This is a genomic window from Paenibacillus sp. sgz302190 (assembly GCF_059820445.1).
Genome location: NZ_JBZYAO010000029.1, coordinates 1 through 25,126, shown reverse-complemented (window position 1 = coordinate 25,126; position 25,126 = coordinate 1). Strand labels below are relative to the sequence as shown.

Sequence of the window (25,126 nt, the reverse complement as noted above, 5' to 3'; positions counted from 1 at the left end):
GTTCACCTCTGGACAGGTATTGAAAAAAAGATACGCGTTCCCGCACCTTCCTCCGTTTGAATGTTCAGCCCGCAGCCATCCCCATATAAGAGGACAAGCCTCTGGTGCACGTTGCGCATCCCGATCCGATGCTCCTCGCTATCCTCCATGTCGCCCAAAGAACGCTCGATCTCCAGTAGCTTGTGTCGGCTGATTCCTGCTCCGTTATCGGAGACTTCGATATGCAGGCGGTCGCCTTCCAGCGACGCGTTCACTTTGACGATGCCTTCTCTCTCGACACGCTCAAGGCCATGGATAACGGCATTTTCGACAAGGGGCTGCACGATCAGGGGCGTGATTCCGATCCCGCTCGCTGCCGGATCCACATGAATCTCGTAATTCATACGATCCTCAAAACGGAACGCCTGAATGTCCAGGTAGCACCGCACCATTTCGACTTCATCCTTGAGCGGGATCGTGCTGCCCCTGATTTCGATTTTTTTGCGCATCAGCTTGCCCAGCGTTCGGACGATGCCGGATATTTCCGTTTCTCCTTTCATATGCGCCTTCATGCGGATCGATTCCAGGGCGTTGAATAGAAAGTGCGGGTTGATCTGGCTCGCCATCATTTTCAGCTTGATTTCTTTTTGCCGCAGCTCCAGTTGGTTGTTGATCCGGTTCGACTCGTGGACTTCGTCCATCAGTTCCCGAATGCTCCTGACCATGTTATTGAACTGCCGGGACAGCATGCCGATTTCATCGTTCCCGTCAATTTCCGAAGACACATGCAGATGCCCAAGCGCGACTTTGTTGATCTGCTTGTTCAGCTGGAGCAATCTGGACGTCAAAATCCGGGCGGAAAAATAAATCAACACGAAAGCGATCGCCAGGCTGACCAAAATAATCGTCAAACCCATATTGCTGATTTGATTCGCTCTGCCGACGATGCTCTTGACGGTGAACACGGAGACGATGCGTAGTCCGCTGGCGCTCAGCTGCGGGATTAAATCGCGAATGACAATTCTCGAATCCTGCCCCTGAAACAGCGTTTCATACGTGCCGGCCGGTTTGTTCAAAAAATCTTTGGCAAAATCGAGATCGCTCACGTTATGTCCGACCCAATCGGTGTTTTTGGCCGCTACAATGCTGCCTCTATCGTCAAAAATCATCGTATCGAACTGCTCCTGGCTCACGATGGAATTCAGTTCGTCGGGATTGACGCTGATCACCAGCACGCCGCTCGAACGATAGTTGGAAAAATAAATTCTTTTTACGAGACTTAAATACCTCTTGTTGTTCTTCGTTTCGTCCTCCACGGCATACCATCTGATTTTATCGTTTTTTTTGTACTTCGCTTCCTGATACCAGAAAGATTGGAGGATTGCTTCCGAAGGCTGGATGAAATTCCAATTGTTCAGTATGGTCGGATTGGTCGTATAAAACCGGACATTGAATATTTCCTTATAAAGCTTGATAAAATCGGTGAAATCCTGAAATTCTTTATAAGCGCTTACAACTTCATAAATCGACGTATACTCCGTATTGACGACCCGCTCCAGCCGCGGATCAATCATCAGCTTGTTGGAAATTTCGATCGGTACCCTCAGCACGTCCAGCGCATGGTTGTTAATTTTTTCCACATTATTGGAAGTTTGGCCGATAGCGTCATTGAGAACCGTCTGTCTGAATTGGCTCGTTAAGAAACCGCCTACAATGATAACCGGAATGACGACGACCCCGATAAAGGCGAGGATCAGTTTGTTTTTGAGCCGAATGTTGTTGATTTTGTTGATGATGAAAAGGAGCATGGATATCACCGCCATATAATTCCATTATAGCATACAGGAATATCCAGATATTGATTCTTTTTTCATGTCAAAAATGAGAGACGGCCGCCAATCGACGCCGCACAACAAAGCCAAAAAGCGTCCCCCCGGCCGCCCATCAGGCAGCAGGAGAACGCTTATGGCAAGAGTGCCGCTATATTGTCCGCAACCTGCGTCATACACGCGAGGCCGGACTATCGCCATCCATCCTGCGGCAAGCCGGAACTACTCCAGCAGCTGCCGATGGATTTTGACGACGACTTTTTTGATCGGTCCGTCGACGCTTACCGAGCAGCAGGGGCGGTGAATATCGCTTGGGAAAAAGACCGCGAACATGCCCGGCTGCAGGACGATCTCCGACTCCCGCGGACTCTGCGCCTTATCGTAAAATGCGATGTCGCGTGCTTCAAACTGGTCGTCGATCGGCCTGGAGCCGGAATCTTTTCTGCTGACACCCAGTCGCTCCTCGCCGCTGACCAGCAGTTGAATGTCCGTGTAGACTGCGTGAGATTCCGGCTTTTGCTCCGCGAACGGCCGCGTGACGACCTCTTGGACCAAAGCGAACATCAAATCTCCTTCAAGCTCGTATTTGCCTGGGGCCGAGTTGGACAGTTCCTGCTTAAGAACGTAGTCGAGCCCTCTCTGTACGGCAGCCGGCAGCAAATGCCGCTCCTGCTCCAATGAATGAATGTCGTTTACAATCATTGCTTTAATCCCCTTTGTTAAATGGCGTATTTTTGCGAATAGGCCCCGGTAATCCGGTGCATCTGCACGACCTCAAGGCGATCCGTGGCCGAGAATTGCGTATCGTCTTTCGATCTGCAGCGGTAATTGCTCAAGATTCCCTCAAGCATAAGATAGTACTTGGCATTGACCGGGTACAGCTGTTTTTCGATCCAGGAAGCCATGGTCAGGAAGCTGATCAGATCCTCGGCCTCCTCCGGACGGGAAGCGTAGCTGCGCATCAGCCATACGTACAAATCGGGATGGAAATTGCCCATGACGCCGACGTACCCTGCGATGCCCGAATTTAACGTTTCCAGCAAAGTGGCCGAGTTGGCGTTGAAAATACGGAGGGCCGATCCGGCCGTCGATTCCCGCTTCGACCGGATCAGTTCCGCGTCGCAGCAGGTGTCTTTCAGGAAGTAAAACCGGCCTGTCCCGGCGCACCATTCAAGCAGAGCGGGAGGCAAGTTCCGCTTGTACGGTGACGGACACTCGTACAACCCGAGCTTAACCTCCCCGGGAATGTGCTCCAGCAGCCTGGTCAAATTGCTCTTCAGCACTTCGTCCGATTCATGCTGCGCGGCAAGCCGGTTCGTCACCAGCACCAGGGCGTCGATTCCCGTCTCCGCCATGGCGTTCAGCTCCGCCACCTGGTCCTCGAACGCGGCGGAGATATGACCGGAGGCGACAACCGGCACGCGCCCCGCCGCTTTTTGCTTGACAAAAGCAGCGATCTTCACTCTTTCTTCCAGGCTCAGATAAAACATTTCGCTTGACTGGCATACGGCGAACAAGCCATCTGCCTGGTTGTCCAAATACCACTCTACCAAGCGGCCCAGCGCCTTATAATCGACTTCATCCGACTCCGTGAACGGAGTCAGCATCGTAGGCCATACGCCCCCGGCAATTTGGGTATTCATCGAAAGTCCTCCCGTTATCCTTTATAGATCCTGATCTGGTGATTACCCGTTTTCGCCCGTACTGGCTGGCAACGCTGGTGCACTGTTTGACGGTGATCATCTCGTCCACCTGCTCCATAAGTATATCAATTCCCGGGATATGCTGGTATCGGTAATTAGACATAATCCCACCGCACACCCTCTTTCAGGGAAATGACTGTTAAAAAACTCGCCCGCCAGGGAATTAGAAATGCAGGAAAAACCAATAAACTCATATCACATCACGATCGCCACTCCACAGAATGAAAAGGTCTACTAGAAAAAAACTGCAAAAGTGCAGGCTTTTCCAGTAAAAAAGGTCCATTTTGGCGAAAAGCCTGCGATTGTGCAGGAATTTTCGGAGAAAACGAACCTGAACCCCTGTTAGCGGCGAAAAGCCTGCACAATTGCAGGAATTTTCCGTAGCCGACGTATCCATCGAGCAAAAACTGCATTTTTGCAGGTTTTCTTCGTGCAACCAGGCAGATTGTGCGACCAGCTCGGGCGGAATGGATTCAGCTTGCGATTAAAGACAACGGCATTGGATCTCTGCATGGCGGTCGTATTGGGGTACGGAGCAAACAAGGGGCGAATGCCGAATTTTATTATTTTATATTGCCGGTTGTCAATGAGGATTGAACCTCTCCTTGCGCTTGGACTGAACCCCTGCCTTATCGCTGCTAGCGATGCTCTTTCAGGCTTTCCAGTCTTTACCCAAGGATTGTCGCCATATCACGCCATGTTCAGAATAGAATCTCCAACTGCTTATATTCTTTCAATGGTTTCTTATCAACTAATATCTCTTTATTATTACAATTTGAATTATATACGTTTAATATGTTTAGCTGATATATCCATTCCCCTGCATCATGGTGAACCAATCTTCCATTATAAATAATTCTCCCATATTCGTTTTTATTAAGTTCAAAAGCCATTTCCGACAAGTAATTATATCTTGAGTCGTATCTTATCGGTTTTCCGCAATAATCGGTATATTTAAAATAAATAAGAAGACGATCTTCATTTCTTTGTATTTCAACACACCCTATCTTCCAATCACATAAGTTAGATTCAACAAATTCTACTTTATTATTTTTGATCAAAATACCTTGTTCGTTTTGAATTAAACCAATTCGATGAAATGGTATTTTTGAATCAGATTTATAATTTATCATTGATTCTGGAATAGAGAATGATTTATTATAATGATTTCTTAGAGCAGAATAAGGTGCGCCTCTAGTCTTTTTCCCCCACAATAATGTAATACTCTGTACAATCACTCAGGTTCGCTCCTGTTTCCCAATATAAAATTCCTTCAAAAGTTGTTTCGTTGATATTCGTTGAAACAATTACATTATCCTGCCGCAATCCCCCGCAATATGCAATGGATTGGCAAAAAAGCAATCCAAAAGAAACTCCGGGTCATTTTTCGTGCTATAGTACAATTAAAGACGTCTATACTACTACTGCAAGGGAGAGATTGCTATGGTGAAAGAGTTTTGGTTAAATCTTCCTGTGAAGGACATCAAGAAGTCAAGAGAGTTTTTCACCAAACTTGGCTTTGCATTTCATCCGCGGCACAACAATAGCGACGAAGCCGCCGGCTTGCTCATCGGAGACAAGAATGTCATCGTGATGCTTTTTCCGGAAGCGGCTTTCAAAAACTTTACGAGAAACGAGCTTGCAGACACCAAGCAAGGTACGGAAGTGCTGCTTTCCATCGATGCCGACAGCAAAGAGGAAGTAGACGAGCTGCTGAGGAAAGCGGCCGAAGCAGGCGGCACCGTATATAGCGCGCCCCACGGCCAAGGCTGGATGTACGGCGCCGGTTTTGCCGATTTGGACGGCCATCGGTGGAATGTGTTGTATATGGATCAAAGCAAGATGCCGAAGGAATAGTAATGAACCAAGGTTTTTTAATTTCCCCGGCAATATTTTCATAATAAAGTCTTGAACCTTACGTTACGTCATGTTTTATACTGAAGTTACCGGTACAATCGAGCACAGGATGAGCTGGGAGCGCAACCTCGACAATCTCGGGGACTTCCTAGCCGATTCGGCGGATGAAACCGATTAATCGAGGAACGTTAGTATGAGCGAAAGAATGGGAGGAACCGATATGACAGACAACAAACCGACAGGCAGCCCAAGCCCGGACCCGAGCGGCGCCGGCGAAAATGAACTGGTGGCTGCGCGCATAATGGATGCGCCGCGCGAACTCGTATTTAAGGCGTGGACAAACGCCGACGATCTGGCGCAGTGGTGGGGGCCAGCCGGCTTTACGAATACGTTTCACGAATTTGATTTGAAGCCGGGGGGCAGCTGGCAGTTTACGATGCATGGCCCTAACGGGGCTAATTATCCGAACAAGATCGTCTTCGGCGAGATCACCGAACCTGAGCGAATCGTACTCCGGCATATCTCGAATCCCCAGTTCCAAGTGACGGCCACTTTTGAAGATTTGGGCGGCAAAACCCGGGTTACTTTTCGCCAGCTCTTTGAGAATGCCGCTGTATTTGAACAGGTCAAATCGTATGCCGAACCGGGAAATGAGCAGAACTTGGACCGCCTCCAAGCGCATCTTGCCAAAATGAGCTTATAAACAGCAACCGCCTCAGACCAAATTCATGGCATGAGGCGGTTTTGCTATTTTTACACCAAATCGTTGAAAATACTGCTAAGCTGCTCGGCGATAAATGACGGTCCCTCATCCAATTCTTCGCTGCTGAACGAGAATCTGCCGACGGTTTCGTCCATATCGAGCATTTCGGCCAAAAATCCGTTGAATCCGCGGGCTTTGCGGTCCAGCTCCAAAATGATTTCAATCCCGCCTTCATTCGGATATGCCACGATTTCCAGTTCGTCTATTGTGTTTTTGTACCGGCTGCGCAGGGTCGGTTCGAATTCGAACTTTTGGATAAACGGCAGGGCGTAATTGTGCTGCGGGTAATACTCGTTTTCCGCTTTGCTCATCTGGAATCCAAGCAGTTCGAGCGCTTTGAACAAAATCGACGTGTACGGATGCGCCAATATTTCAACGTCATCCCGGTCCGTCGGATCGACCGCATTGTCGATATCAAGCCCGGTTCGAATCCAAATCGGGAACTCACCGATGGAAATAGGAGTATGATGCGGCAGTACAAGGCTGAAAGGAATTTCTTTCGTTTCGCCCGGCCGGAAAACAAGGCTTTCGCCCAAAACGAAATTCGCAATCTCGACGGTTTGCTTTTCATAATGAATTTCGGTGCGCCCGTCGCGGTTTGCGTCTCTTTCGACAGGTTTGTAATACTCAGTCATAAGCCGAAAATAGAGCTTTCTGACGGTCTGCTCCACGTTCCCTCCCGTGGCAACGACGACTCCGTCGACATACCCTCCGGGAATAAACTGCTCCGTATGAAACTGGGCGTCTATATCAATGTTGCCGATTCCGACCTTGGCCAGCATCTTTTTGAAAAATGACACGATTCGTCTCCCCCACTCTATCATTTAGGAAAAATTACCTATCTGAATCTTACATGATAGTTGCGGGTTCGACAATATGAAAAACGATGAATCGGCAAACTTGATTCAGTACGGCTTCGTTTCCTTGTACAGCTTGACGACAATATCCTGGTTGTAGTTGCCGAAGCCGGTGCCGAACAGGGTGAGCCCGCCCGGATTTTTGGCGTCAGGCAGGACAGCGATCCGCAGCGTCCACTGCTTTTGGCGAATGTCGATATCGTCAAGCGTCACGTCGGACATGCGCTGCCCGTCAAGGAAGGTACCGTCCTTGTTGATCGTGAACATTTTCAGCAAACCGAATTGGTTAAGCCCCGAACTCCACCAGTCCGGCGTGTACCTGCCCCGCTGCGAACCGCCGAAATCTCCCGGAGAAGTCCACTGCCCAAGAAAACGGCCGTTCAAAAAAAAGGTGATGTCGGAAGGCCAGTCGTTGTTGACGCTGGGTGCTTCCGAAGCCATCTCGAGCGAAATTTCCAGCTCTATCGGGTTTTCGCTGGCGAGCAGGTAATTCGGAATTTTGTATTCGACATAACCGCAGCCGATCCATAAAATTTTGGCATTCACCCGCTCCGGTGATAAAAAGCTGCGCGAATCGTCAAAGCTGCCGATCACTTTCTCCGTTGTCGCAAGACCGCAAGTAGGATTGACTTCAATATCCGTGTAGTGCCCGATCGGAATTTCAATATGAGTATGCTCGCGAATAAGCGGCTTGTCTCTTTGCGGGAGCAAAATTTCGATGCTGCTCATGTCCGGATTCATCGAACACAGCTTTTGCTGGCCGCCGCGTCCCGGAACGATCGCCGTCTTGATCAGCTTCGCTTTTTCCAGCTTTTTGACGTGCATGGTCATGATCGCGCTGCTGAGGCCCAAAGCCTCGGCGAGCTCTTTGATATTCATATCCTTTTGGGCGAGAAGATGCATAATATTAAGCCGGACGGAACTGGCCAGCGCCTCGAATAAAGGCAAGGAGCCGGGGGAAAGATCTGCTTTCATGAAAGCCTCCGAAAACGTATATTTGTTCTATCATATCGGTTTTTTCATTGTTTTCATAGTATCCGTCGGCGGACGGCGGTTCTAGGAGATGATTTTGGTGCGCCGCGCGTTTTCGGCCGACCGTTTCGTAAAGCCGCTTAACGGCTTCTTGAGAGCAAGCGCCGCCAAGTAGCTGAGCGCAATAAAAACGCAGAGGCCCAGCGCGTCCTTGATAGCTGTCTCCGGCCAAATGCCCCCGACCGCTTCCCGCAGCAAACTGATCGCATAAGTGAACGGCATGAAAGGATTCAGCGCTTGAAAAAATGGCGTTGCCGTACTGATCGGGAACGTGCCCCCTGAACTGGAGAACTGGAACACCATGAAAATGATCGCAATACCTTTCCCCGTATTTCCGAAAACCGACAGCAGCGTGTAAGTAATCGTAACGAATACTTTGCTGACCAGTACGGCGAAAAGTACGAACCAGATTTTATCGGCGACATAAGTGCCAAGAATCCAAATATCCCCCAGCGTCAAAATAAGCGCCTGAAAAAAGCCCAGGGTAAGAAACGCCAGCAGCCTGCCAAAATACATCTGATACCCTTTGTATCTGCCCCCGGGGTTGTCCAGATCGACCCGCAGCAGCGAAATCAGCAGCGTAGAGCCGACCCATAGCGATAAGACCGCGTAAAAGGGCGACATGGCGGAGCCGTAGTTCGGAATGGGATATAACCGATTCTCGCTGATTTGCACCGGCTTCGCCAAAAAGTCGCTCTCCTCGGCAATATCGCCGCGCAGCAGCTTCGCCAAATCCGCGAAATTGTTCTCGCCCTGCACCTGCCTGATCTTATCCGCTGCCTTGTGCACGGCATCTTCCAAAGCCGGAAGATCGCTCCGGACAAAATCCGCCGCCCGATGAACCCCGTCCTCCACTTCCGGAAGCTTGTTTTGCACGAAATCCGAAAGCCGGTGCAGCTGCTCCTCCGCTGCGGGCAAATCATTACGGACAAAATCGGCCGCTTGATGAAGCTTCTCCCCGACTTTCGGCAAATCGTTCTGCACAAAAGGAACCGCCGCATTCACAGCTTTGGTGAACTCGTCCATCTTGTCCTGCATGCTTGCCGACGCGTCCTGCACCCTGGCGCGAATTTGCGGCATATCTTTTTGCAGCGCGCTGAGCTGGGCGATGCCGAATTGGATTCCCGCCTGCGCATCGTTCAAAATTTCCTTTATATTCGGAAGCTGCGCTTTGGCCGTCTGAAGTACGTCCGCGGACGCCTTCGCCACAGCCTGCACCTGCCCGAAAGCTTGTTTCATCTTCGGTACGATCTCCGAATCGTATCGGGACAATATATCGCCCAAAATGCCGTCCGCCTCTTTGGACAACGTATTCAAGCTCTCCACCAGCTCTTTCGCCGGCTTCTCCCCGCGTTCAATAGCCGCCGTAATGGCGGCGATCGTCTGAATTTGCCGGTTCATTTTGGATTTCAGAGTGCCCAGGCGATCGATCATATCGGTCAAAACAGGACTCTGAACATACGTATTCAACCTGCTCAGCAAATCCGTAGTTCTATTCAGCACCTCGACGCCTGCCGTCAGACGGTCTTTCACAAAGGCCAGCGCATTCAGCGCTTTTTGCGGATCGATATTGGCATCCATCAAAAGCCCCGTAACCTCAGCCGCGTTCTGCGCGATTTGCTGCAGCAGCAGCAAATTTTGCTTCACGACAGCCGGGAGCGTCTGGAGGGCGGCATCGTTTTTCGCCAAAAAGTCCTGCAGGCTGTCCGCAAAAGCTCCGCCTTCCGTGGCGATCCGCTCAATTTGGGGCAGAGCCTCCTGCGCGGCGGCGACGATCTCTTCGGCTTTCTGCGCCTTGTCCATCGCCGCGTTCAGCGCGTTCTCCACTTGATCGAAATTTCGCGCCATCTCGGCAATGCGGTCCGCCACCTTCTGAATTTCCGGCAGCTTCTGCTGGAGGACGACCACCTGCTGGGCCGCTTCATTGATTTGCGGCCAGCGCTCGTCGATCTTGAGGATCGCATCCCCCGCTTCGCGGATTTGCGGAATCTTTTGCTCGAGGCTGACGATTTTTTGAGCTTTGTCGTGAATGTCCGGCAGCTTTTGTTCGACCTCGAGCACCTTTTGGCCCATACTGTCGATCTCAGGCAGGCTCTGCTCGAGGGTCAGCACGCCTTGTTCCACCTTGCGGATGGTCGGAAGCTGTTCCTCCAGCTGGACGCCGGCTTCGTTCAACTTTTTGAGCGCCGTCTCGCTTACCGTTTTCACAAAATTTTCGTTGATCTGAGCCGTCACGGCGGAAACTCCCGAATTCGTAATTTTGGGCGCGACCGCATTCATTTTTTCGTTGACCGTATATTCCACTTCCGGCTTTTGCACGTTTCCTTCCGCAATGCCTGTAATTTTCCGCGAGAAATCGGCGGGGATCAGCAAGCTCGCATAGTAATCCCCCCGCTCAACACCGCGCCGGGCCTCGTCCGCATCGACGAAAGTCCAGCCGAGCTTCGTATTGGCCTTCAGGCTTTCTATCACATCGCTGCCGATATTGATCGTTTTGCCGTTGACGGAAGCCCCTTCATCCTTGCTTGTGACGGCAATTTTGATTCCGCCGGTATGCGCGTAAGGATCCCACACGGAAGTAACGTTGACCCAATCGTAGATGGAAGGAATCAATATGAGGGCAACCATAAGAAAAATCCCTGTAGGTACTTTGAAAATATTTTTCCAGTCCGTAACATAAATGTTCCAAATACTTTTCATCTCTTACCGCCTATGTAACTTATTTGGTTTATTGTACCATGATCTCCCTCTTATGATACTACAAAAAAAGGCCCGTGGGATGCATCGATTCCCGGGCATGCCAAAGAACCTGACAGGCGCAAGCGACCCGTCAGGTTCCTTGTAAAGAATCAATATGCGGCTGTGAAACGGGCGCGGACATGCTGCGGATTCTCGGCTTCGTCCAGCAGGGCCATCGCGTAATCCTCCGCTGAAATTTTGCTGTTGCCGTTTTCATCGGTGACCAGCTGCTCGGTGCCCAGGCGGAACTTGCCTGTCCGCTCGCCCGGCTCGATCACTCCGGCCGGAGAGAACGATGTCCAATTGATATCGGACTCGCGCAAAATGCCAAGCGCGTTGCGATGCGCCAACGCGATAGGCTTCCACGCCTCCGGGAATCCGGGCGTATCGACGATCTGCACGCCTGGAGCCACCTCCAGGCTGCCTGCTCCCCCGACCGCCAGCAGCCTGTCGAGGCCGGAAATTTTCACGGCTTCGATCAACGTGCGGGTCAGATCGGCCAAAGCGCCCGGGTCTCCGGCCGGCCCGTAGGCGCTGACGAGAATGTCGTGGCCTTTTACAAGGGAAGCCAGGCTGTCCGCTTTGAAAATATCTCCCGTCACAACAGTCAGGTTCGGATGACTGACCGTGACTTTCGCGGGAGTTCTTACGATGGCCGTCACTTGATGGCCGCGGTCAAGCGCCTCTTTTACAATCCGCTGTCCAATCGTTCCGGTCGCTCCGATCAATGCTATTTTCATGTTCGTTTCCTCCCCGTTGTTTCTATTAACAGCGCTCGCGAATCCCGGGCGCGCCTTGCGTCGCCAGAGCATGGCAGCGGTCACCCCCAGCTCGGGCGACTCTAATCAGCAGTTGTTGTCATCGATACCGCAGGCCAAACCCGAATCCCCAGGCTGAACCTGCGCTTGTTGCAGCTCTTGCTGAATGATGCGCTCTATCGTTTCCTTGGACGCCATGCCTTGAATCACCTGGCTGCCGATCTTGATCGTCGGCACCGCCTGGATGCCCGCTTCGTGGTACGCGTGCTGCAAAGATTGCTGCTGCGCCTCCCGATATCGGCGCTCTTCAAGCGCTTGCTTGAACGCGGCCGAATCAAGGCCGATTTCTGCGGCAAGACGCGTCAATACGCCGATGTCGCCGATGTTTTGTTCTTCCTGAAAAAACGCCCGGAATACGCGGTCGTTATAGGCCGTTCCTTTGCCCTGCTCCTTGGCGAATTGGAAACCTTCGAAAGCGAGGCCCGTGTACGGATGCGGCGACAAGTTCGGCAGCCTCATCTCGAGGCCCAGTTTCGCGGCAGCGGGCTTGATATAAGAATCCCATGAAGCCCGTTTCGGGGCATCGTTAATCGGATCAATCGGAGGCGCAGGCTCCGGCCTCAGCTCGAAAGGCATCCATTCCAGTTCTACGTCCTTGCCTTCAACCGCTTGCTCTAAAGGAACTTTTCCCAAAAAGCAAAAAGGGCATACATAGTCAGAGTAAACTTGAATTTTCAAAGTCATACTGATCCCTCCGTTTTGTTTTGTAACTTTTTCAGTTACATGTATTGGCAAAAAAAATGAAAAACCCTTGAGTTTATCATTTTATGTTGGTCCTTGCTGCAGCACATTAGAGACGACCTGCTCCAGCGTTACGCTCGCCAGCTCGTTTTCCAGCGCCTGCTGGGCCTGATTAAAGCTGAGTTCAAGCGCACCTTGAATGTTGCGCCCGACGAGGCAATCCGGATTCGGCTGCTCGTGAATCGTAAACAAGGCGTCCTGATCTTCCGCTTGCACGGCATGATAAATGTCAAGCAGCGTGATCTCTCCGATCGGACGCATCAGCTTCGCTCCGGCGACTCCCGGAGTCGTATGCACAAGCTTCGCCTTGCTCAACATGCCGATGATGCGCCTGATGACGACAGGGTTCGTGTTCACACTGCCGGCGATATACTCCGATGTTATGCGCGCGCCTTTGTCAATCTCAAGAAGCGCGAGTATGTGTACGGCTACCGCCAACTTGCTGTTAATCGCCATCACTGTTCACCCCATTCATTTCACGGCTTGCATGTAACAATTATAGTTACATAACAATTGAAAGTCAACCAACCGTATAAGCTTTTGCAAATTGGGTAAAACATATATAGTTTCCATACAGACAGGAGGGATTCCTTTGGCACACGATGAACCCGTACAAGCAGCGGAGGCGGAAGAAGTCACTGAAGCCGTGAATGCCGCTGCAGAAGATGAGGACGACGAGGAACATGTCCACATCGAGTGGACCGGCTATATTTGAAAAAGCCGGCTTGTTTCGGCTCTCTGCTCACCGAGAGAAGGAGACAGCTGCCTTGCCGATGGGACTTGTCTGACAGGGTTCTTGCTCTTTCTGACCGCGCCGCGTGCAGAAAGACCTGCAAAAGCCCAAAAGCCAGGCTATCGAAAAACTTACTTGTCAGAGTCGATAGCCACAATCTGCGCAGCTCCCAGCGCGCGGTGTTGCGCTGCATGACGGCGGTCGGTCGACCGGCCCATTTCCACGGAAAAAACCTGCAAAAATACATGAATTTGCGCCCTTGATCCCTGTCCACGGAAAATTCCTGCAATTGTGCAGGCTTTTCATCGAATACATGGACTTAGATTCACTTTCAGCGAAAATTCCTGCACTTTTGCAGGTTTTTCGCCAAAACAAGCCAATTCCGCAGAAAAAACCTGTACTTTCGCAGGTTTTCTCCCTACTGAGCTGTCTCCTGCCCAGCTGTGCAGTTCCACGACCTACAGCCGGTAGAGGCGCGCGTCCAGAAAAGCGGCATTCCCCGCAAGTTCGCCTACTTGTGCGGGGCCGCCCCGCAATCGTTATTTAATCCGTCTCAACGCGGCTTCCTGATCGATGGAACGTCTTGCAAGCAAATCCAATGTAACATCATATCCGTTCAAAGTTACTTCAATACGTTGAGCGCTCTCACTAGTTACAGTGACTTCTCTATTTACCTCCGATACTGCTTGCTGAATGGCAGGCAACAGCTCTACATCCTGTTTCGTTGCCATCGTTTCTTTGATCGAGGTGACGCTAGATTCAAGGTGATCGATTCTTTGATTGGTTTGATCAATCCGCCGGTCGATTTGTTCGATTCGTTGATTCGTTTGGTCTAACTTATCGAGAATTTGCTGCAGCAATTGTTCACTCATTAGATCCGCTCCCTCACAATTGTATGTTCATTATCTCATCGAACGGGCATTTGAGACAAGGTCCTTTTACCGCGAGGCATCTTCGACTTCAAAAATCGAATCGACGACAATCGGAAGGTTGTCCCTTAACGAGTTTGCGCCCAAAACGGAACGGGCATGAGCACCCTTCTCCTGAAAAACCTCGAACAAGAGATCGGAAAATCCGTTAAGCACTTTGTGATGTTCTTCGAACTGCGGGACGGCGTTCACAAAGCCCTGCACTTTCACCGCTCTTTTTACTTTATCCAGCGTGCCAAGTCCGGCCTTCAAAACAGCGAGCACCTCAAGTCCGGCCTGCCGCGCAAACTGATACCCTTCTTCCGTCGTGTAATCCTGGCCGAGCTTCCCTTTGGGGCTTCCGGCCGGCCCTTTTCCCGAAACAAACAGCAGTCCGTTCACGATAACGAAGTTAGCGTATTTCGCCGCAGGCGCACTCGCCTCGGGAAGCACGATTCCCAACTCTTTTAACCTGTTTTCAATCACTTCTCCCGCCATTGACATGATGCAATCATCCTCCCTTTTACGCCTCATATTCAAAATCGCCGTAGGTGATTTCCTTAAACTTTTCTTTCCAGGGCGACAACGCCGAAATGTTTCCGAAAATTTCGTTGGCCTTTTGTACGCAAACCGTTTGCACGACTTCCGCATACTCCTTGCACCCGGAATTGTCTATGTAGGTTAAAAGCTGCTGCTTATGCTGCAAAAGCTCGTCCATCGTCATTTTATCTTCGTAATAATGCTTCAACCCGTCAAAAGTATCGTCTTCTATGGAGAGCAAATACAGGATGGGCAGCGTGCGTTTTTTGGCAAACAGGTCGTTTTTCAAATCATAGCGGGTAAAATCTTTCACGTCATTTTGAATTTGATGAAGAAGACCGATGCAATCCGCCAAATCGTTTAGTTGCGCGGCGGTATCCGGCGGGCAGGGTACGGAGGAGTATCCCATGCAGCAGGCAAGCCTAAAGAGAGAACCCGATTTCTCCTGCACCATCATCAGGTAGTCGTCCACGGTTCGGACGGATTGATTCAAATCTTTTTGCTGGCCGTTGATCGCTCTGAACAAAAGCTTGCTTGCCTCCGTGCAGACCCTTTCCTGCTGCTCTTTGCCGATGAGCGATCCCAGTTCCCCTATAAACCCGGCAAAAAGCGCCAAAATCGCATTTAACGTATACGCCTGCGGACATTTCATCCACGGCTTTTTATCGTTATCCTGATCCTGCAGATCATCGATAATATCCAAAGAAAGCATCATCATCTCGGTTGCCGCGGCAATCCGGTCGATATTCGGCGAATTCCCTCCCAACATAAAATGCGTAACGCGCGTAATGTCCGACCATCGGCTCTGTTCCTGCTCTTTATCCCGAATAAACGCTTTCAGCAGCTCATTCAAATCTTCAGTCGTGACGTACTCATCTACAATACTCAACATATGCAGCATCACTTCGCGGTTCAACTCTTGCGCCCCCCTTGATGACTACGTGAATTCTTTTCTCTGAACGAACTTCTCGACGGCTTCAATCTTGGACTTCGCACCCAGTTTGCCGTAAACCTTTTTCAAATAATTATCGATCGTTCTTCTGCTCATATGAATCTGCTCGGCAATTTGCTCGTGGGTCAGGCCCTTAACAAGCATATTCATCATCAAAATTTCTTCTTTCGTAAGCGGATCGCTTTCGCCGGTTCTCTCCGCGCTCAGCCTCATGTTCCGGAATAAAGAGATAGGCAGCATCGTATGGTTGTCCAGAATGCAGTTCACCATATTTTTGATCGTTCTCGCACCGGACTCCTTCGACAAAATGCCGCTCACTTTCAAACCGATGAAATTATTCAACAAATCGCTCGTATCGATTCCGGTAAAAATAACAATATGAATGTTCGGATACAGCTTCTGGATTTGCTGGGCAACTTCTGTGCCGGTTTGATCGGGAAGCCGGTAATCGAGAAATATGAAAGTGGGTTGAAGCTCCGCAAGCAGTTCCATGCAATGCTTTGCGCTGCCCGCTATGCCAATAACTTCAATACCTTCGATTTCTTCCAGCAAATTTTTCGTAGCCTGCGCGAATAGAGGATGATCATCGACCACAAGCGCTTTTACAGTTTCGACACCCTCACTCATGCGGATAAGACCTCTTTCATTGGAATTATGATTTGTATTCTCACGCCGCTGTCTTTGGAAGAACTCATTTCCCATTGCCCGTTCAGGTAATGAACGCGCCCCTTCATTTGCTTCATCCCGATTCCGGACTCGCCAATGTTCCCCGGACCGCTGGCTTCATGCTCAAAACCGACGCCGTCATCTTCGTAAATCAAATAAAAGTAGGATGGTTCCCTCATACTCATATTAAATGTGACTTGAGTGGATTGCGAGTGTTTTTTGGCGTTATTAAGAAGTTCCTGGACAATTCTGAAAATGTGTCTCTTCGTGGTCAGCTCTTTCGATTCGATTGTCTCCGCGTTTTCAGTAATAAACTCAATCTTGAAAGGGCTGTAGGAAGCTTCTTTATCCAGCCATTTTTGAACCGTTTGGATAAGTCCGAGCTCGCTGAGCATATACGGATTCAGCTCAAAACAATTTTGCCGCAAATTCGAGTTGATCAATTCAATAAAATTAATTATATCGTTCAGCTGCTCCCGATCCTCCGGATTCATCGAGTATTTGTTGAACAATGATACAAATCTCCGCTTGAGAAAAAACAAATCCTGCATCGTCGTATCGTGAAGGTCGGTAGCGATGCGGCTCCGCTCATCCTCCTGCAATTCGAACACCAGCTTGCGGAACCATTGAATATCCTGAGCATCCTGTTCGCTCGGCAGTTGTGCAGCCAAATGCTTCAAACGGCTGGTCAACTTCCGCATCAAATGAATATTTTCCAGGCTGACCGCCAGATAAGTGGTAATCATATGCAGCCATTGGATCTCTTCCTCGCTGAGAAGCGTATTCGTCTTCTTCCGGGTCAGGATCAAATAACTCGTATATTCTTCATGGCGATTGATCTCGATAGTTTTGTACAAGGGATGGTTCGCAAGAGAGGACGAACGAATAAGCTGTTCGATCTCCGCCGGATGAATGTCTCCTTCATGTATCGTTTCGATCGTATCCTGATATTGAAAGACGATGGCCCCGCCCTTGACTTCCAGCGTTTCAACGATATCAACAAGGATCAAATCTTTCAGCTCGCGAAAGCTTGAAATCATCTCCAAGCTGCGAGACATTTTCTTTAAAGCGGTTCGCAGCATATATTTTCTGGGAAATATAAAAGACTCCAGCCTGGTCGTTAAATACTCCACCGAATAAAGCACGCTTGCGACAAGAGCAACCGAAGCGAAGAAGATGAAAAGGAGCTGCTTGACATCCGCCTCTTGAGAAAAAACAAGGGCAAACAGTCCTGTAAAAAATCCGCAGGGAATGATAGCAACTGTTATGGCAAATAGCAGCCGTTTGAGCACTAGACCAATATCGTAAAGTTGATCCGAGGCAATGAGGTAAGCGAAAGATATAGGGAAGAACAAAATGAATATGCTGGTATAACTGCCCGCTATAATTTCATAACCAACAGTTAGATTAGGCAGGACCGATAAACTAATAAAGGGCATAAAAGAAGCAATCATGCTAATCAAAACGCTTTTAACAATCGTGGATAAGGTTGACTTTTCTTTTCGATGCTTTAAGTAGACGTAACATATTAGAGAAATATTCACCAGAAGCATTAGCATAAAAAATATTAGCACATGAGGATTTCCCTTGAGACGAATAGCATTTCGGATGACGGGGAATAAGCAAACCATGTTATATCCAAACTCAGTAATCACAATAGCGTACAAATACTTCAGTATCCTCCGAGGCAAAAGCAAATTTCCTTTTTCTTCAAAAAAGACGATTAAGAAATGTAAAAAAACAACCTGCAAAGCCATCATAAAGCTAGTTATCAATATAGTAGCAAGCATGTCTCCTCTAATGGATGCCCCTAAACTTAACCATATCACCCCGCACGTTAGAAAAACTAGGATGAGCATCCGTGCGGAAGGGGAATGTCGCATTTTCCTAAAAAGCAATCCAGCTATAATTAAACTCATTATTGCCCCAAATATAGGAGCAATACTTAACATTGTTATAGCACTGTTTTTATCAAAGAAAATCTCTCTTTCGTTACCGTTTCTTGAGATCGTAATATGTTGGGCCTGCTCAATCACACTTGCCCAGCGGATCATCGGGTGTTCGCCAGGCGCTTGCCCATCGACTTGCAAGATTCGATCGCCTATCCAAAAATCAAATTGTGTGTTAGCTCCTTGAGGATCCAGTTCCTTAATCACCCATTCTTGCTGCTCATCCTGTTTCAGGTTAATCCCGATATAGGGATAACGAAGAGCGACGGATAGACACCAAATTAAAGATGTAGCTAGAAGAAAGATGCCGCATCGTAACAATTTTATTTTCATTACAATCTCCCTCTAATGTTAATTTATTTGTTATAGTTTATAGAGTAGCGATTTCGACAAAAAAGGAGGTGAATCTACATATGTCCATTATTATTTTATCTCCTAATTTGCATTATATTATAAAAAATGTAAAAAAAAATAAATACGAGGGGGGACTACCCATCTCCTTCCAATCTCTTTCCAACATTGAAATCGACGCTGTTAACAACGTGTTTTATCTTTCAAACACGGCACTGAAAAAGGGGTCAAAAGAACCTCTCTCTAACTGGACACCATAACGAATAGTATTATTTTACCAAATTAAAGAAGGATTGTATATTAGTTCCGCTACTAATCGTACAACCTTCTTTTTTAACGGAACTTTTACATAAAGCGAGAAATGGATAGTTAGCTGCAGATTGTTTTGAAAACGCTTCAAAAATTACCATGTGACAAAGCCGATACCCGCAGCTTCTCGCATAGGTCTGCCAGACCAGATAGCTCCGACGAAAGAGATTGACGCCACGAAGTTCACTGCGTTTGGTGTCAAAATTATCGCCGCAAGGTTGGCTGTTTGACGCTTACGGGTACAGCCGAGATATGTGTAATTATCTTAACTGGCTTAATCCATGCTATCCATAGTAAACAAAGTAACGAATTTTACCGAAAATGTTACTTCGTTTACGAGATATCTTAACTCTGTAAACAGCGTATTCAACGTAGTGGTGCCTTTACAATGAGCAGGCATCGGATAACCTTTGCTAGGTAAACCGTGCCCTATGGGCAGCGAACACGAGTTTAGAATCCGATGCCGCGAGGCTCATTGTCAAGGCGAATACGTTGTTTACATATCATCAATGTACAACCCCTTGATTATCAAGGGGTCTCTAAACCTGAGTTAAGATAACGTGTAAAAATAGATCATAGACTGGATTTCATTTCCATTTTTAAAGACAGGCCCCCTTTGAATTCTCAAAGGGGGCCTCACATTGTTCTTATTAATATTTAAACGCAAAGAACCTTCATACTTGAAGGTCATAACATTCCAATCATTGCACTAGATTAATGTGAAAATGAGAATCGTTTAGTTACTTCTTCCTTTTGACAAGGGCAATCACTGTAGCAACCAAAAACAACAAAATAGCTAATAACCATCCTATTGTTGGCGCGAAGGTAGTAATGCTTTTTCCGGCAATACTAAACAATATTGAAGCGATGGCAAGAAGACAAAGAAAAACAACAATTTTATTCACAATCATCACCTCGGATAGATTTCATGTGCAAGCTCAAACATACGGTTAACATCCAAAATATTTATTTTTCTGTCCCCTACAGTTTTTATCTTTGCTGATTTGTCTAACAAGAAATTTATTTCTTTAGAAGTCCATGTTTCTTCTACAGACAAAATTGTAGCACAAACTGATGTAACGATCGGAGTCGCCGCGGAAGATCCGCTGAATAAAGTCATTGGATTCTCTTTGTTATTTGCAGTAGTTAATAATTTATCGCCAGGTGCGGCTATATGATGGAATTGATCGAAGTTAGTCTTGTAAGACAATTCTCCGTCTTTGTTAATAGTTGAAACAGCAATGACGCCCTGATAAGCCGCTGGAAATCCATTTACTGATTTATCATTATTCCCTGCTGCTGCGACTATAACAACTCCTTTAGATATCGCCTTCTCAACACTTTCCTCCAATTCTTTAGAAGGTTCATATGTACTAGAACTCACATTTATTACTTTTGCTCCTTTTTGGACTGCAATATTAATCGCAGAGGATAACTGATGTGGAGACATTCCAATATCCGTACCCGTTTGAATCGATAAAATTTTGGCGTTAGGTAACATGCCTCTCGGAGTGTTAGAACCATCACCATTCGCTGCAATTAAGCCTGCAACCATTGTTCCGTGTATTTTATTCGAACCTTCTGATATATCGTCAAGTACAATTTGATTAACATTGGTTTTATTAATATACGGATTATCAAGGTAAATACCACTGTCTATAATAGCGATTAAAGGCAGGCGAGAATAGCCATTAATTGGAAAAATACTATTTGCATTTATAACACTCTCGGGCGATTTATTTATAGCTCCCGTAGGGTTTACAGCATAGTACTTTTTATACGAATAGAACGATATAGAAAAGAGTACGATTGCAACGGACAATCCTAAAACTGTTATTCTAAATAGTTTTGTATTCATATGTTTTTTCCTTAAAAGATGATTTTTTAAGCTGGGGGATTGAGAACGATGGACAAGGTTATCCATCTTTTACAGAACAATGGATACTTAGTCTTTTCGTAACAATCCCCACAGCTTAGATAAAACTAGTAACTAGATGGATCCCTTTGACAGGTACCTGTGCAATATCCTACAGTCGCACCAGCACCAATATCAGCGGCTAGTAAACAACCATAACAAGCAACACCTGCTGTACCTATGCAAGCTACTGCACACAAAACACCTAAAGCTGCAATAGCCCACGAAGCAATACCTTGGGAAGCTAAACAGTTATTTACACAACTCCAAAATCCCTGTGGTTGTACCGTAGAAGCATCGATTTCTTGTTTCATACCATTTGTATTAACGGTATAACCAGAGATCAGATTTCCTTTATTATCAGCAATTGCATCAAGTACAATTTGGTTGTTTTTATATACAATTGAATGCACATTGTCTTTGTCCTTCAGACCAAGTAAAAGATAATCTTCAACAACGGTTCCTTTGTCGTTAAAAACCATTATGTAATGACTATCCTTCTCAGCACCATCTTTAATAGGAATGTACACGAAATATAGCGTTTGCTGATTGTTAGCAACCTTCATTATATGTGTCTTTTCGATATTGAAGTTTAATGATTTTGAATACTTCTCGAGAACCTCCTTTGCGGATACACGATTTTGTGAAGTCTGAACCCATTCATATATGTTCAGCTCTTTAGCTTGTTCAGTCGTTACTCTGCTGAGTTGATTGTCTCCTACAACATCTGCCTTTGCGTTGGTATTTGAGTTGAAAAGTGTTAAACCCAAAATGAGAAGAGATAAACATAAGGCAATATAGTGTTTACTTAACAATACCTTCCTAAATAATTTCTCCATTTTTCCACTCCTAACAATTAATAAAATAGTTAATCAGACTAGTTCTTGGTAAAGTATTTAGCAGAACAAATACCGTAGTTTTGTAAAATAAATCAATCCTCCACCCATTATTTGTTATTAAACCCAATAATAGTATATATAAACCTAAACCGATAATATATGGGTTATAAGAACCATTTATTTTCCATATTTCGCATTATCGAATGTAACGCTAGACATTAGGTTGTGTCCGTCCGATCATTTACATTCAATTCGAGCTCTATCTAACTGCCGAAACGACATGATACATAAAAAATTAAAGGGAAGCCTCGATCTAGTCCGTGTTCCTTTTTGCCCTAAGAAAATCTCCTTTTTTTGGGATTATCATGCATTTTTTATAAAATAATGGTAATAATTATCTTATCGTGACTTTGTGATACTTGGTTAGCAGAAGCCCACTCAAAGATTAATTATTTCCGTTTTTGTTCTGTTGCCCCCATCCCCCAATTTCACCCGTTAAAATCAAATGGATATATACGGGATTTTGTTGTAACTTTCTGCTCCATTGCTACTCGCCCCCCCCCCCCAAATTTACTAAACCAATTACATCTTTTCTTTAAGAGTTTCTACGATACTCGTGATGAGTTCGAAAAAGACATTTGGGACATGCGAAACATACCAGGGGCTAGAATTGTTGCGCATGAATCACAGTATCATCTCAATTTCACTGATGTTCCTTTCCCCTTTCGTAATTTGATAAAGCGATACATTATATGGTTTGTGTCTGATATTGCTACACCATTATTTTATGAAATCCCTATCCCGTGGGTTGTGGACGGAGAGGTAAGAAAGGAGATTACAAAGCGCTTTTTTTCCAACTTCTTAAACGGCTATTGTAAAGAAAATACTATAAGTCAAGTATGGTTAAAGAAAATACCTTTATTTATCGATTTAAGACAAGCTAGAGTTTTATCCGCGCTATATAGAAGCAGAGATTTTAATGCTCCTGATTGGAGTGAATGGAATGAACAAGCTCGACGCTTCTATTATTTCAAATTACTGAATAACACACCATATATTGATTTGGACTTTTCGCGAATGTAAAATTGTTTATTCCGCTAACAGGAGACAATAGCTCAACAACGACCGGCTGCCGCGGCAGCCGGTAATAGCGTCATTAGTCAGGATAATATTTTTCGTGAAGAGCTATACATTGTTTACATATAAACAATGTATAGCATAGCATGGGAACTGACATCTCATTAACGAAGTTAAGATAACGTGTAAAAATAGATCACAAGCTGAAAAAAATGCCTACAAATAGTGATTAATGACATTGAATCGTGTTCTAACTGTTAAAAAAATTCAAAGTCTGAAAACTAAAGAATCGACCTATAAGGTCGATTCTTTAGTTTATAAAGCCGATCTGGCTGACTCTTGATATCGTGCTCTTCTTAGAATGCCATCATTTTCTTTCCAAATGCCTTCCTATAGCTGTTGCACCAGTCTGATAAAACGAACCATGAGCACCTATTTCGTAAGTGTACTTGACCTCGGGCTCATCCTTATAAACTACTATAACACCATAACTACTGCTCTTAGAATCATAAAAATCATCGATTGACAGAAAATTATTTTGTGACACATCATTTTTGCTTTGCTGTATTATAAATTCTTTTACGGCTTCGTCCTTTTTCCACGGCAAACCAAACAACACAACATAACCTAGGATTACAATAAAAGCAATTGCAATAAACACCATTGAAGCTATCGACATTTTCGTTTTTAATTTTCTAACCATAAATGTCTCCCCTTCCTCAACGAATCAGAATGTTGGAACAGGACTGCCAAGAATAAAGTGAAACCTTTGAAATGAATGGCGTTTGGAAAGCAAATCAAGCTCACTTTAGAAAAGCAATACTCTGGTAATACTACTGTTTCTCGCTGATAAGAGATAGGACAAGTAAGCTTATCCCTTTTATCAGGCGATAAGCCTATGACATTACTCAAAGGAGACATTTTTACGCAAATGGAGATTGGCTTGTATGGTCGCAAGATGGGGTAATTTAATGTCACTTTCCAGCATCCTATCTTCTCCCGTAAATTTATACACATACTATTTGCGTAGCGTCAAAGAAATCCTGAAAAGCACGGGGGGCTGTGTTGGCAACAGCCCCCCGTGCTTAAATAAACAGTATATTATGAATCATTACAACCCTCGGAAAGTAACCTTTATGCAATTCTCCGTTTCACATCTAATAATATGCGCTGACCCATAGTCCTCAAAAAGAAGTTTACCTCCACAACGTGGACATGGAAGCGATGTACTACCATATCTCACGTAATCTTCAGCGACTTTATCGATATAGTCCGCTTCCTCTTCTCTGTTATGATTAGCTGAGTTAACTTTAATATCCATATAAAATTCTCCTCATGAACTTAGCGTTATTCAAGATATAAATTTCAAGCGTTGGTGTGCGTACAAACAAAATGGAGAAATCATTATACGGGTATTACATAACTCACATTGTGGCTTTATCGGTTGTAAAATTTAAACATTCTTCCTACTTGTTACCTTTGTTTCGCTTTGTTAAACCTAACCTATCTAATATATCACTTTTAGAAACATTTAAACGAACATGATAATCTCCGGTCGGACATACAATACTAGGATGCATACCGTTTTCTGCTCTTTGATAAATTAGGATTTGCCCACAATTAGGACAAGGAACTTTCTCTCCATTCAAAACCTTTCTATCAATATCTGCATCTTTGTTATTCATATTTTCCTCCTTAAGTTCAACGATACGGTAAATTAGGATAAAGATGTTTCACTTCATTGAGGATAGCGCGAATCTCACTAAACGAAAGATTTTCTTTTATATGCTTAGCTTCTCTCATAAAAGCAATAATCTCTTCACGTTGAGTATAAATAGGGTTTTTTAATGAGTTATGCGTAACTTCATGGATAATTGTTTGGGTAGTCCTAGTAACAGACTCTGTCCCTTTTACATATATTCTCACAGTGTTTGTATTAACATTTGCTAGTCCCAGGATTTGATTTCCAAATTCATCCAAAGGGACTTCACCATAATCCAAATTGATTTTTATATTATTCTGTTTTATTAAGTCTAGTGTTTCTTTTCCTACATTTGACCTATTCATTTCTCTATACAAATTCTTAGGTGCAATTCTTTGCCCATTTGGTGCAAAAGTGTCTTCCTTAAACAGATCGGTTGGTTTAGCATAACGCGTCCCCTCAGCTTGCTTCACCAGCGGAACAAGCGGGCTCTCCGCCTCTACTGCGGCAGTTGCCTTGCTTGCATTCGATGTGAGGACACTAGTTCCTCCGCACCCTTTGCACTTCGTACAACGGCCCCTAACGGTACAAAGACTTCTGCCGTTTTCTCGATGCCATAGCCCAGCATTTCCGCTTTCCGGTTCGGACTCGCTTCTTCAAATTCCTTTATCGTACTCACGATTGCTTTCGTTACTTGTCCCGGCAGCTGCTTCACGTTCGCGATCCCATTCTTTGCATCTTCTTGCAATGTATACAGCGGTTTTTCGCTGCGGATCGTCTTCAAGGCGTATTGTGTACTTCGCACTGCCGAGCTAAACGCATTGCCCTTTAGAGCTAATGATACCACACCAGATAGTGTCCCTATAA

At 46.2% G+C, this 25,126-nt stretch carries 26 protein-coding genes; 4 read left to right on the top strand and 22 right to left on the bottom strand.

The window, feature by feature from the left end; all coding sequences use genetic code 11:
- Positions 1-2: 2 nt before the first annotated feature.
- The 4 genes from AC6RNO_RS25770 to AC6RNO_RS25755 form a co-directional block, all read right to left on the bottom strand.
- The gene (locus AC6RNO_RS25770) at positions 3-1,787 is read right to left on the bottom strand and encodes a histidine kinase (RefSeq protein ID WP_497107232.1); all 1,785 of its coding nucleotides are present in this window, start codon (positions 1,785-1,787) and stop codon (positions 3-5) included.
- 243 nt (positions 1,788-2,030) lie between these two features.
- Positions 2,031-2,510 carry a YhcH/YjgK/YiaL family protein gene (locus AC6RNO_RS25765; protein ID WP_497107231.1) on the bottom strand — a complete coding sequence of 160 codons (480 nt, stop codon included), beginning with the start codon at positions 2,508-2,510 and terminating at the stop codon, positions 2,031-2,033.
- 17 nt (positions 2,511-2,527) lie between these two features.
- On the bottom strand, positions 2,528-3,451 hold the full coding sequence (locus tag AC6RNO_RS25760) for a dihydrodipicolinate synthase family protein (RefSeq protein ID WP_497107230.1): 924 nt from the start codon (positions 3,449-3,451) through the stop codon (positions 2,528-2,530).
- Positions 3,452-4,212: 761 nt separating this feature from the next.
- Complete coding sequence (locus tag AC6RNO_RS25755; protein ID WP_497107229.1) at positions 4,213-4,749, bottom strand: hypothetical protein; 537 nt, start codon at positions 4,747-4,749, stop codon at positions 4,213-4,215.
- Positions 4,750-4,954: 205 nt separating this feature from the next.
- Between AC6RNO_RS25755 and AC6RNO_RS25750 the strand changes: the two genes are divergently transcribed.
- Entirely contained in the window at positions 4,955-5,368 is a 414-nt protein-coding gene (locus AC6RNO_RS25750) for a VOC family protein (protein ID WP_474683013.1), read from the top strand.
- 220 nt (positions 5,369-5,588) lie between these two features.
- Positions 5,589-6,071 carry an SRPBCC family protein gene (locus AC6RNO_RS25745; RefSeq protein WP_474683012.1) on the top strand — a complete coding sequence of 161 codons (483 nt, stop codon included), beginning with the start codon at positions 5,589-5,591 and terminating at the stop codon, positions 6,069-6,071.
- A 50-nt stretch (positions 6,072-6,121) separates the two neighbouring features.
- Here AC6RNO_RS25745 and AC6RNO_RS25740 read toward each other — a convergent pair whose 3' ends face one another.
- From AC6RNO_RS25740 to AC6RNO_RS25715, 6 genes are all read right to left on the bottom strand, one after another.
- Positions 6,122-6,931, bottom strand: coding sequence for a sporulation protein (locus AC6RNO_RS25740; protein WP_474683011.1), 810 nt, complete (start codon positions 6,929-6,931; stop codon positions 6,122-6,124).
- Positions 6,932-7,036: 105 nt separating this feature from the next.
- Positions 7,037-7,963 (bottom strand): ArsR/SmtB family transcription factor, encoded by a 927-nt coding sequence (locus AC6RNO_RS25735; protein WP_474683010.1) that lies wholly within the window; start codon positions 7,961-7,963, stop codon positions 7,037-7,039.
- An 81-nt stretch (positions 7,964-8,044) separates the two neighbouring features.
- Entirely contained in the window at positions 8,045-10,720 is a 2,676-nt protein-coding gene (locus tag AC6RNO_RS25730) for a YhgE/Pip family protein (protein ID WP_497107228.1), read from the bottom strand.
- A 149-nt stretch (positions 10,721-10,869) separates the two neighbouring features.
- Positions 10,870-11,499: an NAD(P)H-binding protein gene (locus tag AC6RNO_RS25725; protein WP_497107227.1), complete on the bottom strand. Its 630-nt coding sequence runs from the start codon at positions 11,497-11,499 to the stop codon at positions 10,870-10,872.
- A 105-nt stretch (positions 11,500-11,604) separates the two neighbouring features.
- Positions 11,605-12,261 carry a DsbA family oxidoreductase gene (locus tag AC6RNO_RS25720; RefSeq protein ID WP_474683007.1) on the bottom strand — a complete coding sequence of 219 codons (657 nt, stop codon included), beginning with the start codon at positions 12,259-12,261 and terminating at the stop codon, positions 11,605-11,607.
- Between the two features lie 81 nt (positions 12,262-12,342).
- On the bottom strand, positions 12,343-12,774 hold the full coding sequence (locus tag AC6RNO_RS25715) for an Rrf2 family transcriptional regulator (protein WP_497107226.1): 432 nt from the start codon (positions 12,772-12,774) through the stop codon (positions 12,343-12,345).
- Positions 12,775-12,910: 136 nt separating this feature from the next.
- Here AC6RNO_RS25715 and AC6RNO_RS25710 point away from each other — a divergent pair, with 136 nt between their 5' ends.
- Positions 12,911-13,033: a hypothetical protein gene (locus AC6RNO_RS25710; RefSeq protein ID WP_497107225.1), complete on the top strand. Its 123-nt coding sequence runs from the start codon at positions 12,911-12,913 to the stop codon at positions 13,031-13,033.
- 557 nt (positions 13,034-13,590) lie between these two features.
- On the opposite strand, the gene AC6RNO_RS25705 is transcribed toward AC6RNO_RS25710, so the two are convergent.
- The 5 genes from AC6RNO_RS25705 to AC6RNO_RS25685 form a co-directional block, all read right to left on the bottom strand.
- On the bottom strand, positions 13,591-13,923 hold the full coding sequence (locus AC6RNO_RS25705; protein WP_497107224.1) for a histidine kinase: 333 nt from the start codon (positions 13,921-13,923) through the stop codon (positions 13,591-13,593).
- 66 nt (positions 13,924-13,989) lie between these two features.
- Complete coding sequence (locus tag AC6RNO_RS25700) at positions 13,990-14,463, bottom strand: Atu1372/SO_1960 family protein (RefSeq protein ID WP_497107223.1); 474 nt, start codon at positions 14,461-14,463, stop codon at positions 13,990-13,992.
- 19 nt (positions 14,464-14,482) lie between these two features.
- Positions 14,483-15,415: a polyprenyl synthetase family protein gene (locus AC6RNO_RS25695; RefSeq protein ID WP_474683002.1), complete on the bottom strand. Its 933-nt coding sequence runs from the start codon at positions 15,413-15,415 to the stop codon at positions 14,483-14,485.
- Positions 15,416-15,436: 21 nt separating this feature from the next.
- Positions 15,437-16,078 (bottom strand): response regulator transcription factor, encoded by a 642-nt coding sequence (locus AC6RNO_RS25690; protein WP_474683001.1) that lies wholly within the window; start codon positions 16,076-16,078, stop codon positions 15,437-15,439.
- Positions 16,075-18,399 carry an ATP-binding protein gene (locus AC6RNO_RS25685; protein ID WP_497107222.1) on the bottom strand — a complete coding sequence of 775 codons (2,325 nt, stop codon included), beginning with the start codon at positions 18,397-18,399 and terminating at the stop codon, positions 16,075-16,077. The genes AC6RNO_RS25690 and AC6RNO_RS25685 overlap by 4 nt, the downstream gene beginning before the upstream one ends.
- An 80-nt stretch (positions 18,400-18,479) precedes the next feature.
- On the opposite strand from AC6RNO_RS25685, the gene AC6RNO_RS25680 reads away from it, so the two are divergent.
- Positions 18,480-18,677 (top strand): hypothetical protein, encoded by a 198-nt coding sequence (locus tag AC6RNO_RS25680; protein ID WP_497107221.1) that lies wholly within the window; start codon positions 18,480-18,482, stop codon positions 18,675-18,677.
- A 789-nt stretch (positions 18,678-19,466) separates the two neighbouring features.
- Here AC6RNO_RS25680 and AC6RNO_RS25675 read toward each other — a convergent pair.
- From AC6RNO_RS25675 to AC6RNO_RS25645, 7 genes are all read right to left on the bottom strand, one after another.
- Positions 19,467-19,631 carry a hypothetical protein gene (locus AC6RNO_RS25675; RefSeq protein WP_497107220.1) on the bottom strand — a complete coding sequence of 55 codons (165 nt, stop codon included), beginning with the start codon at positions 19,629-19,631 and terminating at the stop codon, positions 19,467-19,469.
- A gap of 5 nt (positions 19,632-19,636) precedes the next feature.
- Complete coding sequence (locus AC6RNO_RS25670) at positions 19,637-20,584, bottom strand: S8 family serine peptidase (protein ID WP_497107219.1); 948 nt, start codon at positions 20,582-20,584, stop codon at positions 19,637-19,639.
- Positions 20,585-20,709: 125 nt separating this feature from the next.
- Complete coding sequence (locus AC6RNO_RS25665; protein ID WP_497107218.1) at positions 20,710-21,480, bottom strand: hypothetical protein; 771 nt, start codon at positions 21,478-21,480, stop codon at positions 20,710-20,712.
- A 1,444-nt stretch (positions 21,481-22,924) separates the two neighbouring features.
- Positions 22,925-23,260: a DUF3139 domain-containing protein gene (locus AC6RNO_RS25660; protein WP_497107217.1), complete on the bottom strand. Its 336-nt coding sequence runs from the start codon at positions 23,258-23,260 to the stop codon at positions 22,925-22,927.
- A 763-nt stretch (positions 23,261-24,023) separates the two neighbouring features.
- Positions 24,024-24,242, bottom strand: a complete 219-nt coding sequence (locus AC6RNO_RS25655) for a hypothetical protein (protein WP_497107216.1) — start codon at positions 24,240-24,242, stop codon at positions 24,024-24,026.
- Between the two features lie 16 nt (positions 24,243-24,258).
- Positions 24,259-24,732 (bottom strand): hypothetical protein, encoded by a 474-nt coding sequence (locus AC6RNO_RS25650; RefSeq protein WP_497107215.1) that lies wholly within the window; start codon positions 24,730-24,732, stop codon positions 24,259-24,261.
- Between the two features lie 26 nt (positions 24,733-24,758).
- Positions 24,759-25,126: hypothetical protein (locus tag AC6RNO_RS25645; RefSeq protein ID WP_497107214.1), on the bottom strand; the 368-nt coding region annotated here is incomplete at its 5' end.

What these genes read in the sequence shown, in the direction of transcription:
- AC6RNO_RS25770 (WP_497107232.1), bottom strand. Translation starts at nt 1,787, where the DNA reads ATGCTCCTTTTCATCATCAACAAAATCAACAACATTCGGCTCAAAAAC.
- AC6RNO_RS25765 (WP_497107231.1), bottom strand. Translation starts at nt 2,510, where the DNA reads ATGATTGTAAACGACATTCATTCATTGGAGCAGGAGCGGCATTTGCTG.
- AC6RNO_RS25760 (WP_497107230.1), bottom strand. Translation starts at nt 3,451, where the DNA reads ATGAATACCCAAATTGCCGGGGGCGTATGGCCTACGATGCTGACTCCG.
- AC6RNO_RS25750 (WP_474683013.1), top strand. Translation starts at nt 4,955, where the DNA reads ATGGTGAAAGAGTTTTGGTTAAATCTTCCTGTGAAGGACATCAAGAAG.
- AC6RNO_RS25745 (WP_474683012.1), top strand. Translation starts at nt 5,589, where the DNA reads ATGACAGACAACAAACCGACAGGCAGCCCAAGCCCGGACCCGAGCGGC.
- AC6RNO_RS25735 (WP_474683010.1), bottom strand. Translation starts at nt 7,963, where the DNA reads ATGAAAGCAGATCTTTCCCCCGGCTCCTTGCCTTTATTCGAGGCGCTG.
- AC6RNO_RS25730 (WP_497107228.1), bottom strand. Translation starts at nt 10,720, where the DNA reads ATGAAAAGTATTTGGAACATTTATGTTACGGACTGGAAAAATATTTTC.
- AC6RNO_RS25725 (WP_497107227.1), bottom strand. Translation starts at nt 11,499, where the DNA reads ATGAAAATAGCATTGATCGGAGCGACCGGAACGATTGGACAGCGGATT.
- AC6RNO_RS25720 (WP_474683007.1), bottom strand. Translation starts at nt 12,261, where the DNA reads ATGACTTTGAAAATTCAAGTTTACTCTGACTATGTATGCCCTTTTTGC.
- AC6RNO_RS25715 (WP_497107226.1), bottom strand. Translation starts at nt 12,774, where the DNA reads ATGGCGATTAACAGCAAGTTGGCGGTAGCCGTACACATACTCGCGCTT.
- AC6RNO_RS25705 (WP_497107224.1), bottom strand. Translation starts at nt 13,923, where the DNA reads ATGAGTGAACAATTGCTGCAGCAAATTCTCGATAAGTTAGACCAAACG.
- AC6RNO_RS25700 (WP_497107223.1), bottom strand. Translation starts at nt 14,463, where the DNA reads ATGTCAATGGCGGGAGAAGTGATTGAAAACAGGTTAAAAGAGTTGGGA.
- AC6RNO_RS25690 (WP_474683001.1), bottom strand. Translation starts at nt 16,078, where the DNA reads ATGAGTGAGGGTGTCGAAACTGTAAAAGCGCTTGTGGTCGATGATCAT.
- AC6RNO_RS25685 (WP_497107222.1), bottom strand. Translation starts at nt 18,399, where the DNA reads ATGAAAATAAAATTGTTACGATGCGGCATCTTTCTTCTAGCTACATCT.
- AC6RNO_RS25680 (WP_497107221.1), top strand. Translation starts at nt 18,480, where the DNA reads ATGTCCATTATTATTTTATCTCCTAATTTGCATTATATTATAAAAAAT.
- AC6RNO_RS25670 (WP_497107219.1), bottom strand. Translation starts at nt 20,584, where the DNA reads ATGAATACAAAACTATTTAGAATAACAGTTTTAGGATTGTCCGTTGCA.
- AC6RNO_RS25665 (WP_497107218.1), bottom strand. Translation starts at nt 21,480, where the DNA reads ATGGAGAAATTATTTAGGAAGGTATTGTTAAGTAAACACTATATTGCC.
- AC6RNO_RS25660 (WP_497107217.1), bottom strand. Translation starts at nt 23,260, where the DNA reads ATGGTTAGAAAATTAAAAACGAAAATGTCGATAGCTTCAATGGTGTTT.
- AC6RNO_RS25655 (WP_497107216.1), bottom strand. Translation starts at nt 24,242, where the DNA reads ATGAATAACAAAGATGCAGATATTGATAGAAAGGTTTTGAATGGAGAG.